General features: G+C 69.8%; 9 protein-coding genes. 2 read left to right on the top strand and 7 right to left on the bottom strand.

The window, feature by feature from the left end; all coding sequences use genetic code 11:
• From BMZ82_RS38515 to BMZ82_RS38505, 3 genes are all read right to left on the bottom strand, one after another.
• A partial coding sequence (locus tag BMZ82_RS38515; protein WP_256252345.1) for an alpha-amylase family glycosyl hydrolase occupies positions 1 to 599 on the bottom strand: 599 nt, incomplete at its 3' end.
• Complete coding sequence (locus BMZ82_RS38510; protein ID WP_256252344.1) at positions 596 to 2,866, bottom strand: alpha-1,4-glucan--maltose-1-phosphate maltosyltransferase; 2,271 nt, start codon at positions 2,864 to 2,866, stop codon at positions 596 to 598. The genes BMZ82_RS38515 and BMZ82_RS38510, both read right to left, overlap by 4 nt.
• 174 nt (positions 2,867 to 3,040) lie before the next feature.
• Complete coding sequence (locus tag BMZ82_RS38505) at positions 3,041 to 4,345, bottom strand: S8 family peptidase (protein WP_093782040.1); 1,305 nt, start codon at positions 4,343 to 4,345, stop codon at positions 3,041 to 3,043.
• A 322-nt stretch (positions 4,346 to 4,667) separates the two neighbouring features.
• On the opposite strand from BMZ82_RS38505, the gene BMZ82_RS38500 reads away from it, so the two are divergent.
• The gene (locus BMZ82_RS38500) at positions 4,668 to 7,310 is read left to right on the top strand and encodes a glycosyltransferase family 1 protein (RefSeq protein WP_093782039.1); all 2,643 of its coding nucleotides are present in this window, start codon (positions 4,668 to 4,670) and stop codon (positions 7,308 to 7,310) included.
• A gap of 115 nt (positions 7,311 to 7,425) precedes the next feature.
• Here BMZ82_RS38500 and BMZ82_RS42450 read toward each other — a convergent pair whose 3' ends face one another.
• Positions 7,426 to 7,698 (bottom strand): hypothetical protein, encoded by a 273-nt coding sequence (locus BMZ82_RS42450; RefSeq protein WP_256252343.1) that lies wholly within the window; start codon positions 7,696 to 7,698, stop codon positions 7,426 to 7,428.
• Positions 7,699 to 7,929: 231 nt separating this feature from the next.
• Positions 7,930 to 8,367 carry a glycine-rich domain-containing protein gene (locus tag BMZ82_RS38490; RefSeq protein ID WP_177244877.1) on the bottom strand — a complete coding sequence of 146 codons (438 nt, stop codon included), beginning with the start codon at positions 8,365 to 8,367 and terminating at the stop codon, positions 7,930 to 7,932.
• A 76-nt stretch (positions 8,368 to 8,443) separates the two neighbouring features.
• Here BMZ82_RS38490 and BMZ82_RS38485 point away from each other — a divergent pair, with 76 nt between their 5' ends.
• Positions 8,444 to 8,632 carry a hypothetical protein gene (locus BMZ82_RS38485; RefSeq protein WP_093782037.1) on the top strand — a complete coding sequence of 63 codons (189 nt, stop codon included), beginning with the start codon at positions 8,444 to 8,446 and terminating at the stop codon, positions 8,630 to 8,632.
• A gap of 49 nt (positions 8,633 to 8,681) precedes the next feature.
• On the opposite strand, the gene BMZ82_RS38480 is transcribed toward BMZ82_RS38485, so the two are convergent.
• Positions 8,682 to 9,050, bottom strand: a complete 369-nt coding sequence (locus tag BMZ82_RS38480) for a hypothetical protein (protein ID WP_218159093.1) — start codon at positions 9,048 to 9,050, stop codon at positions 8,682 to 8,684.
• 160 nt (positions 9,051 to 9,210) lie between these two features.
• Positions 9,211 to 9,516: integrase core domain-containing protein (locus BMZ82_RS38475; protein ID WP_143099003.1), on the bottom strand; the 306-nt coding region annotated here is incomplete at its 5' end.

Here is a 9,516-nt window from a genome sequence, read left to right as displayed (position 1 = left end):
ATCTCCTCCTGCACGGCCGGGTTCTCGTAGTTGAGGTCCGGTTGGTGGGAGAAGAAGCGGTGGAAGAAGTACTGCTTGCGGACGGGGTCGAAGGTCCAGTTGGAGACTTCGGTGTCGACGAAGATGATGCGGGCGTCGGCGTACTGGTTGTCGTCGTCGGCCCACATGTAGTAGTCGCCGTAGGGTCCGTCGGGGTCCTTCCTCGATTCCTGGAACCACGGGTGCTGGTCGCTGGTGTGGTTCATCACGAAGTCGATGATGACGCGCATGCCGCGTTGGTGGGCGGCGTCGACGAATTCCACGAAGTCGGCCAGGTCGCCGAATTCGGGGAGGACGGCGGTGTAGTCCGAGACGTCGTATCCGCCGTCGCGGAGCGGGGATTTGAAGAACGGCGGGAGCCAGAGGCAGTCGACTCCGAGCCATTGCAGGTAGTCGAGTTTGGCGGTGATGCCTTTGAGGTCGCCGACGCCGTCGCCGTTGCTGTCCTGGAAGGAGCGGACGAGGACTTCGTAGAACACGGCGCGTTTGAACCACTCCGGGTCGCGGTCCTTGGCGGGGGTGTCCTCGAAGGTGTCCGGAACGGGTTCGTTGACGATCATGATGTGGGTGACCCTCCGATCTGCGGGTAGGACGGTCGCAGGACGGTGAGTACGTGCGCGGGCCGGGTGCCCGGTTCGAGGCGCACGTAGTTGGCCCTGCCCCAGTGGTAGGTCTCGCCGGTGAGCTCGTCGCGCACCGGCACCGACTCGTGCCAGTCCAGGCCGAGTTGCGGCATGTCCAACGAGACCGTCGCCTCCTGGGTGTGGTGGGGGTCAAGGTTGACCACCACCACAACCGTGTTCGAACCGCTCCCCTTCGAGCTCCTCGCCGAACTCCTCTTGGAGTAGGCGATCACCGCTTCCTGGTCGGTGGGATGGAAGTGCAGATCGCGGAGTTGGCGCAGCGCCGGGTTCGCCCGCCGGATCTCGTTGAGCTTCGTGATCAGCGGGGCGATCGTCCGTCCGTCCCGCTCCGCCGCCGCCCAGTCACGGGTTTTGAGCTGGTACTTCTCCGAGTCGAGGTACTCCTCGCCGCCCTCCTCCCGCGGGGTGTTCTCGCAGAGTTCGTAGCCGCTGTAGATGCCCCAGGTCGGGGAGAGGGTGGCGGCGAGCACGGCGCGGATCTCGAAGGCGGGACGGCCGCCGTGCTGGAGGTAGGCGTGCAGGATGTCCGGCGTGTTGGCGAACAGGTTGGGCCGCATGGAGGAGGCGGCGTCCCCCGAGAGTTCGGTGAGGTACTCCGTCAGTTCCTGCTTCGTGTTGCGCCAGGTGAAGTAGGTGTACGACTGCTGGAAGCCGATCTGACCCAGCGTGTGCATCATCGCGGGGCGGGTGAACGCCTCGGCCAGGAAGATCACGTCGGGGTCGGTGCGGTTGACCTCCCCGATGACCCGCTCCCAGAACACCACCGGCTTGGTGTGCGGGTTGTCGACGCGGAAGATCCGCACCCCGTACGCCATCCAGTGCCGCAGCACGCGGACGGTCTCGGCGACGATCCCGTCGAGGTCGGCGTCGAACGCGATGGGAAAGATGTCCTGGTACTTCTTCGGCGGGTTCTCCGCGTACGCGATCGTCCCGTCCGGCCGATGGCGGAACCACTCGGGGTGTTTCTGCACCCACGGGTGGTCGGGCGAGCACTGGAGGGCGAAGTCGAGGGCGATCTCCAGACCGAGCTTCCGCGCCCGCCGCACGAACCAGGCGAAGTCCTCGATCGTCCCGAGGTCGGGGTGGACGGCGTCATGGCCGCCCTCCGGTGAGCCGATCGCCCACGGCACGCCGACGTCGTCCGGGCCGGGGTCGAGCGTGTTGTTGCGGCCCTTGCGGAAGGTCGTACCGATGGGGTGGATCGGCGGGAGGTAGACGACGTCGAAGCCCATCGCGGCGATGGCCGGAAGTCTGCGGGCGGCGGTGCGGAAGGTGCCGTGCGGACGCTCCGGGGTGCCCTCCGAGCGCGGGAAGAACTCGTACCAGGCCCCGTACAGGGCGCGTTCGCGCTCCACGAGCAGGGGCAACGGCTCGGCGGCGGTGAGCAGTTCGCGCAGCGGGTGGCGGGCGAGGACGGCTTCGACGTCCGGCGTCAGCGCCGCCGCCAGCCGGGCGGTCGGCGGGCGCGACTCGTCGCGCAGGGCGTCTACGGCGGCCAGGACCACGGCCCGGTCCGGCCCCTTCGGCACTCCGGTGGCCGCCCGTTCGTACAGCCGGGCACCCTCTTCCAAGACCGGTTCCGTGTCCATCCCGGCGGGGATCTTGATGCCGGCGTGGTGCCGCCAGGTGGTGACCGGGTCCCCCCACGCCTCCACGGTGTAGGTCCAGCGGCCCGTCGCGTCCGGTGTGACGTCCGCGCCCCAGCGGTCGGTGCCGGGGGCCAGTTCGCGCATCGGCGTCCACGGGCCGGGGGTGCCGTCCGGATCGCGCAGGACGACGTTGGCGGCGACGGCGTCGTGCCCCTCCCGGAACACGGTCGCCGAGACCTGGAACGTCTCACCGACGACCGCCTTGGCGGGCCGACGCCCCTGCTGGACGAGCGGACGGACGTCGAGGACGGGTATGCGCCCCACGGCGGTGACGGGGGTGACGGGAGCGTCCGGGGTGACGGCGGTGACGGCGGTGACGGTGGTGTCGCGGGTGACGGATGGATCAGGGGTGTCGGCGGTGACGGGTGCGCCGGGGGTGAGGGCGGGGCCGACTGCCGTGTGGGTACCGGCGTTGGTGCTGGTGCCGGTGCTGGTTTCGGCGGGGCGCAGAGGGGGCGCTTCTGGTGCCTCGGGCGTCTGCGCTGCCTTGGTGCGGGGTGTCGGGGGTGCTGACGAGTGGTGCGTGGCGGGCATGACCGCTCCTGTCCGCATCAACGAGGGTGGGCGGATGGATGTGGGGTCGTGTACCGAGGGAGCCTTCCCACCCTGAACGGGTGAGCAATCCGGCACTTTGTTAACTACTCGCGCGTACGTCTACGCACAAGACCGGCCATGTCCGCGAGCAACGGAGCCGGTGCCGCCGGCCCGTTACCCGAACGGCGGGACTTGCAGGAGTTTGTTCGGCGAACCGGCCCCCCGGCCGGACACCTTGCCGTTCACGGCCCCCGCGACCAACGCCTGCGCGACCGTCGCGGGCGTGGCTTTCGGGTGGTCGGCGAGATAGAGCGCCGCCGCGCCCGCCGCGTGCGGTGACGCCATCGACGTACCGGAGTAGGCCACCCGGCCGGTGTCGCTCGTGTACGACGCGGAGGTGATCGACACGCCCGGCGCGAACAGGTCGACGGCCGAACCGTAGTTGGAGAAGCCCGCCCGGGCGTCGTCGCGGTCGGTCGCGCCGACCGTGATGGCCTCGCGTACGTCGGCGGGGGAGTGCAGGGCGGCCGGCTGCCCGACGTTCCCGGCGGCCACGGTGTAGATGACGCCGGACCGGATGGAGGTGCGGACGGCGGCGTCCAGCGCCGCGTTGTATCCGCCGCCCAGGCTGAGGTTGGCGACGGCGGGGCGGTGCGCGTGCCGGGTGACCCAGTCGATGCCGGCGATGGCCTGCGCGGTGGTGCCCGCGCCCGCGTTGTCCAGCACCCGTACGGCGACCACCCTGGCCTTCTTGGCGACGCCGAGGTTCGTGCCCGCGACGGTGCCGGCGACGTGCGTGCCGTGTCCGTTGCCGTCGGCGGCGACCCCGTCACCGCCGACGAAGTCCCAGCCGTAGCTCGCCCGGCCGCCGAAGTCGTCGTGCGCGATCCGGACACCGGTGTCGATCACGTACACCGTGACGCCCGCGCCCGCCGACCTCGGCGACCGGTAACTGCCGTCCAGCGGCCGGCCCGGCTGGTCGACGCGGTCCAGCCCCCAGGGCGGCGGGTTCCGCGCGACGGGGCCGACGGGGCCGACTGGACCGGCGGGGCCTACGGGACCGACGGGACCGACGGGACCGACGGCGTTCACGGTCACGCGGGTGTCCTGGACGACGGACGCCACGCGCGGGTCGGCCGCGAGCCGCCGGGCCTGTCTCTCGTCGGCGGCGACGGCGAACCCGTTGAGGACCGTGCCGTAGGTGCGGCTGATGCGCGCCCCGTACGTCCCGACGAGGCGTCGGCCGGCCCGCGACGACGCGGGCGTGTCCGCCTTCAGCGTCACGAGGTAGCTTCCGCCGACGGTGCCGGGCAGACCGGCCCCGAGTATCTTCCCCTCCGATGCGGCGTGCGCGGGCAGGGTGACGGCCGACAGCAGCACGGCCGTGACGGCCGTGACGGTCGTGACGACCGAGACGATCGTGGCGACCGTGGTCAGGCCCCCCGCCCGGCGCAGACGCCGTGAGCGCGTCCGTGCCATGGTTCGAGTTCCCCTCCTCGACTCGACGCACCCCGGCTTCCCTGGCACGCCACTGGGCAGCCTCTCGCGAGGGGGCGAAGCGCCACAAGACGGCCTACGCGGGCGAAACGGGGTTGGCGGCCTGCTGTCGTCGGTTCTGAGCAATGCCGGTCCGGACACTTCAGCCCGTCCGGCGATTGAGGACGAGGCCGTTCAGGCCGAAAAGCGGGGGTGCGGGGGCGGCCAGCCCCCCGCAAGGCGGACGTCAACGCCGGTACCGTCTTGAAAGACGTGGACGCACACCGCCGTGCGTCTCTCTTCCTTACGCACGACGAGGTGGAATGTGAAGGCGATCCGTCGATTCACCGTCCGACCCCTCCTCCCCGAACCCCTCAGCCCCCTCAGCGACCTGGCCCGCAACCTCCGCTGGTCCTGGCACGCGGAGACCCGTGACCTCTTCCGGTCCGTCGACCCCGAGCGCTGGGCCGCCTCGGACGGCGACCCGGTCAGACTGCTCGGCGGCGTGCGCCCGGCACGCCTCGCCGAACTCGCCCAGGACCGCCGCTTCCGGCGTCGGCTGACCGCCGCCGCCGACGACCTGCACGACTACCTGACCGGCGACCGCTGGTACCAGACGCAGCCCGCCACCGCCGGACTCCCCGCCGCCGTCGCCTACTTCTCACCCGAGTTCGGCGTCACGGCCGCCCTGCCCCAGTACTCCGGCGGCCTCGGCATCCTCGCCGGCGACCACCTGAAAGCCGCCAGCGACCTCGGCGTACCGCTGATCGGCGTGGGGCTGCTCTACCGGCACGGCTACTTCCGCCAGACGCTCTCCCGGGACGGCTGGCAGCAGGAGCACTACCCCGTCCTCGACCCCAACGAGCTGCCGGTGACCCTCCTGCGGGAGGACGACGGCAGCCCCGCGCAGATCTCCCTCGCCCTCCCGGCCGGCAAGCAGCTCCACGCCCGCGTCTGGCTGGCCCGGGTCGGCCGCGTCCCGCTCCTCATGCTCGACTCGGACGTCGAGGAGAACGACCTCGGCGAACGCGGCGTCACCGACCGGCTCTACGGCGGCGGCAGCGAACACCGGCTGCTCCAGGAGATGCTGCTCGGCATAGGAGGTGTCCGGGCGGTACGCACGTACTGCCGGCTGACCGGCCACCCGGCGCCCGAGGTGTTCCACACCAACGAGGGCCACGCGGGCTTCCTCGGCCTGGAGCGGATCGCCGAACTCGCCGACACGGGGCTGGACTTCGACGCCGCGCTGGAAGCCGTCCGGGCCGGGACGGTCTTCACCACCCACACCCCCGTCCCGGCCGGCATCGACCGCTTCGACCGCGACCTGGTCGCCCGTCACTTCGGCCCCCAGGCCGAGCTTCCGCGCATGGACGTCGACCGCGTCCTGCGCCTCGGCATGGAGACGTACCCGGGCGGCGAGCCGAACCTCTTCAACATGGCCGTGATGGGCCTGCGGCTGGCGCAGCGCGCGAACGGCGTGTCGCTGCTGCACGGCCAGGTCAGCAGGGAGATGTTCGCCGGCCTGTGGCCCGGCTTCGACCCCGACGAGGTGCCGATCACCTCCGTCACCAACGGCGTGCACGCCCCGACCTGGGTCGCCCCGGAGGTGCTGCGCCTCGGCGCGCGCCAGATCGGCGCCGAGCGCGCCGAGGACGCGCTGAGCGTCGGCGGCTCCGACCGCTGGGACTCCGTCGCCGACATTCCCGACCAGGACGTCTGGGAGCTGCGCCGCGAACTGCGCGAGCAACTGGTGGTGGAGGTACGGCGGCGGCTGCGCGCGTCCTGGCGTCAACGAGGCGCGGGGACAGCGGAGTTGGGCTGGATCGACGGCGTCCTGGACCCGGACGTCCTCACCATCGGCTTCGCGCGCCGCGTCCCGTCGTACAAGCGGCTGACGTTGATGCTGCGGGACCGCGACCGGCTGACGGAGCTGCTGCTGCACCCGGAGCGGCCGATCCAGATCGTCGTCGCGGGCAAGGCGCATCCGGCGGACGACGGCGGCAAACGCCTGGTCCAGGAGCTGGTCAAGTTCACCGACGACCCACGGGTGCGCCACCGCATCGTGTTCCTGCCCGACTACGGCATGGCGATGGCGCAGAAGCTGTACCCCGGCTGCGACATCTGGCTGAACAATCCGCTGCGTCCACTGGAGGCGTGCGGGACGTCGGGCATGAAGGCGGCCCTGAACGGCTGCCTCAACCTCTCCGTCCTGGACGGCTGGTGGGACGAGTGGTTCCAGCCCGACTTCGGCTGGGCGATCCCCACCGCGGACGGCGCAGGCACCGACCCCGACCACCGCGACGACATCGAGGCGTCCGCCCTCTACGACCTCCTCGAACAGCGCATCACCCCCCGCTTCTACGAACGCGGGCGGGCGGGCCTGCCCGACCGCTGGATCGAGATGGTCCGCCAGACCCTCACCCTGCTCGGCCCGAAGGTGCTGGCGGGGCGCATGGTCCGGGAGTACGTCGAACGCCTCTACACCCCTGCCGCCCAGGCGCACCGGACGATGGCCCCCGACACCGCGCGCGAACTCGCCGTCTGGAAGCAGCGGGTGCGGTCGGCCTGGCACGCGGTGACCGTGGACCACGTCGAGACGTCGGTGGCCACCGCCTCCGCCGAACTCGGCACGACCCTCGCGCTACGGGTCCGCGTCGGCCTCGGCGACCTCGCCCCCGACGACGTCGAGGTCCAGGCCGTCGCGGGCCGCGTCGACGAGGAGGACCGCATCACGGACGCGACGGCGGTCCCCCTGAAACCCGCCGGCGGCCCCGACCTCGACGGCCGCTGGCTCTACGAGGGCCCCCTCTCCCTCGACCGCACAGGCCCCTTCGGCTACACGATCCGCATCCTCCCCACCCACCGACTCCTCGCCTCCGGCACGGAGTTGGGCCTCGTCACCGTCCCGTCGCAGGAGGCGGTCGCGGTGGTGGAGGGCGGCGAGGGGGCGGGGGTGGTGTTGCGCTGACCGCCACCGACCGAAACGCGGCCCCACACCTGCCTGGCAGGTGTGGGGCTGTTCGCTGTCCCTGCGCCGGGTTTCGGGCTTCTGCTGCTGACTCAGAGTGAGCGTGGTCGGGGCGTCATCCCGCGTACTGCGGGTAATAGGTGAACTTCTCGGCGATCTGCTCAGCGGTGAGGTCAGGCACCGTGAGGTTGCCGGTCACCAACACGTCCTGGTTGCACCAGGAGCCGTCAAGCTCCACGAGCCAACCACCGGGCTCCATCTCCCAGTCCGCGTCGGAGAGCTTCACGACGACGTCACTGCCGCAGATGAACGCACGGGACGTCTGCGAGACGATCCACTGAGCCTTTCGAGTCTCCCCGGCCCCGTCGTTGTGACACCTCTCTGCCATTTGCCAGAGCTTGCGCCAACTGACGCCCGGAGTGAGCGGACCTACGTAGGCGACCTGTTGGTCATCTACGAGAGTGCTTGCGTAGCCGAAGACGGGCCCGTACATGGAGAAGACGGTTACCCGCCCCCGGCCCTTGGTTCCTTCGGCAGTTGCCATGAAAACTCCCTTTCGTGCCTTGAGTTCGGGACGGCGGGGGCCGGGCTCCAGCGGCTGCCACTGACAGGGCTTGCCTCAGCAGCAAGGCCCGTCGCCGCAGCACGCCGGCTCGTTGCAGTCGGCTTTTGTGCCCCACAGGGACTCGTCGACGTCGTAGCCGTGGGCGCGGATCTCGGCCACCACGTCCGTCATCGCGGCCCGGTCGCGGTAGCGGCTCTTCGGGGCGTGGTGGATGAACCGGCCGTACCGCTCCGTGCACCACTTCTCGTAGTCCTCGGTGTGGAGCATGAACGTGTGCCATCCGGGGTCCACGACCTGAGAGGGCGACATGCCCTCGCCCGTCTGGCCCATCACGTCCAGGAACGCCAGAGCCTCGTTCATGATCCGCTCGGCCATGGAGCGCTCCTGCCCGTACTCCTCGGCGCAGAAGTCCACCAGGCGCTCGAACAGCTCGGTCGGGACGAGGTCCCGGCCCTGCCGCAGAGAGACCGGCCTTTCGGGTGCCACAGTCATGGGAAGTCCCTTTCTTCCGTCTGAACTGATGCGCATTGCTGACCCGCCCTGACAGGGCGGGAGTTCAATCAGCCCCGTGCCAGCGGGCTCCTTCGCGGAAGCCGCGCTCATGCTCCACGCCTCTGGTTATGAGGCGGAGCGTGTGTCGTACTGCCGCGTGTACGCGCTGACGTACTTCCTTGACCACTCGCAGCAGCCGGCGCAGGCGAAGCCTGGGGCGGTGACCCCGTTCACGGTCACAGGGCCTATGAAGGTCACCGGCTGATCCGACGTCCGACAGAGCCAACAGAGGCCGATCAGCCACCTCTTGGCCGTCATTCCTCTTTGACTCCGTGGACCTTCTGATACGTCCCGAGCAGCGTGCTCGTAAAAATGGCCGTGTCGCGGAGGTAGTTGTACGCGTCGTGGGCTTGAGTCCGTGCAGTCGGCCGGTTGGCTGCCACGAGGTGGCGTTCCACCGCGCACAGAAGTCGCAAGCTCTCCCGACTCTCGTCCTCGCCGCGGCACCGTCCTACGAGAAGGTTCAAATGCCCGATCAGCTCGGCAGTTCTGTCGTAGATCTCCTTGCGCGTCGACGTGCTGAGGGTCATGCCCCAGGCCATGTCGACGGTCTCTGCGATCGTCTCGACATCAATGGGCAGGCTGCGGGCTTCAGCTCCCGTATTCACGCGCTCGTCCGCCACGCTCGCCACCACGCTTCTCCCCTCGATGCCACTGCGCGGGTTGGGTCTGACGACGAACGTAGAGCGGCCGGCTTCCAACCTCCAAGCAGATTGCGCGAGATTGCAGCAGCAGGATTGACGAGGTAGATGAAGTTCCCCCCGCGAACTGGACAGCGGGTGTTTACGCTGCCGGGGCGAGGTTCTGCCTGAGCAGGGATCTCGTTTCGAGCGGGGTGACGTACCCGTAGTCGGGGTGCCGACGGAGCCGGCTGCGGTTGTACTCGACCTCGATGTAGCGGAAAACGTCGGCCCGGGCCGCCTCGCGGGTCTCCCACACGGTCGTCCCGATCTCCGCTTTCAGAATGGCGAACCAGCTTTCCGCGGCGGCGTTATCGTAACAAGAGCCGACGCGTCCCATCGACTGCCTCATGCGCAACTTGCCTATTTCGGTGCGGAATTCGTCACTCGTGTATTCACTGCCGCGATC

This window comes from Streptomyces sp. yr375, assembly GCF_900110755.1.
Taxonomy (GTDB): domain Bacteria; phylum Actinomycetota; class Actinomycetes; order Streptomycetales; family Streptomycetaceae; genus Streptomyces.
The sequence above is the reverse complement of the archived record's forward strand: the minus strand, read 5'-3'. Positions and strand labels throughout refer to the sequence as shown.

Excerpts from the sequence above, each read along its gene's own strand:
- BMZ82_RS38510 (WP_256252344.1), bottom strand. The coding sequence starts at position 2,866 with ATGCCCGCCACGCACCACTCGTCAGCACCCCCGACACCCCGCACCAAG.
- BMZ82_RS38505 (WP_093782040.1), bottom strand. The coding sequence starts at position 4,345 with ATGGCACGGACGCGCTCACGGCGTCTGCGCCGGGCGGGGGGCCTGACC.
- BMZ82_RS42450 (WP_256252343.1), bottom strand. The coding sequence starts at position 7,698 with ATGGCAGAGAGGTGTCACAACGACGGGGCCGGGGAGACTCGAAAGGCT.
- BMZ82_RS38490 (WP_177244877.1), bottom strand. The coding sequence starts at position 8,367 with ATGACTGTGGCACCCGAAAGGCCGGTCTCTCTGCGGCAGGGCCGGGAC.